The following is an 883-nucleotide window of genomic DNA, read 5'->3' on the forward strand; positions in this document are numbered from 1 at the left end:
CGCCCACCCGGCGCCCCGAACAGCCGGCCGCTCGCATGGACGATGACGAAGCCCGAGATCACGAAGAACAGGTCGACCCCGCCCCACCACGGCAGGAGCGTACCGGGATCGAGGGTCGGGCCGGCGCCGCGCGCAGCCAATTGCCCGGCCTCGTGCCGTGCGTGATGCCAGACCACCATCAGCGCCGCGGCGGCGCGCAGGACCTGGATTCCGAACAGGGTCACGGAGCCTTCAGCACAAATGGAGTTCCTCAAATCCCAGGTTCTCAGCAGAAAACGGCAGGAACCATAAGCCGATAGCCCCGTTGTCGAACCAATTCGCGAACGTGTCGCCGTACGGTTTCGGCTGCGAGATCTTGGACCTTCGACGAGGTCCGGACCTTTGCTGGCCCCGCGGGCCGCTTCGCGTCTTCAACACGTACTCGAGGTTTTCATGCTTAAGAATTACGCTGCTGCGTCCGCGCTCGTCCTGGCGCTGTCGACCCCCGCCTTCGCGCAGGGCGCCAACGATTTCCGTTTGCAGTCGATGCAGGCGAACGCCTTCGAGGTCCAGTCCTCGCAGATCGCCCTGTCCAAGTCGCGCAATCCCAAGGTGCGGTCGTTCGCCCAGGAAGTCATCCGCGACCATCGCGCCGCCAACGTGGCGCTGGCTGGCGGCGAGAACAACTACATGGCGGCTCGTGACGAAGGCCTCGGCGGCCTCGTGACCGCCCCGCTGGCCGTGGCGGGCGGCGCTGTCGGCGCCGGCGTGGGCGCGGCGACGGGTGTGGTCGGCGGCACCCTTTCGGGCGGCCCGGTCGGCGGCCTTCAGGGCGTCGAGCAGGGTCGCGCCGGCGATGACCCGCAGGTCCGGCGCTATCGCGCCGAAGATCGTTCCCTCGAAG

1 protein-coding gene and 1 pseudogene are annotated in these 883 nt (G+C 68.0%); one reads left to right on the forward strand and one right to left on the reverse strand.

Annotation, left to right across the window (positions count from 1 at the left end; all coding sequences use genetic code 11):
• A pseudogene (locus FV228_RS31065) lies at nt 1-224 on the reverse strand (acyltransferase); the annotation flags it as partial.
• Between the two features lie 208 nt (nt 225-432).
• Between FV228_RS31065 and FV228_RS31070 the strand changes: the two are divergent.
• A partial coding sequence (locus tag FV228_RS31070; protein WP_147857902.1) for a DUF4142 domain-containing protein occupies nt 433-883 on the forward strand: 451 nt, incomplete at its 3' end.

The organism is Methylobacterium sp. WL18 (genome assembly GCF_008040015.1).
Classification (GTDB): Bacteria; Pseudomonadota; Alphaproteobacteria; order Rhizobiales; family Beijerinckiaceae; genus Methylobacterium; species Methylobacterium mesophilicum.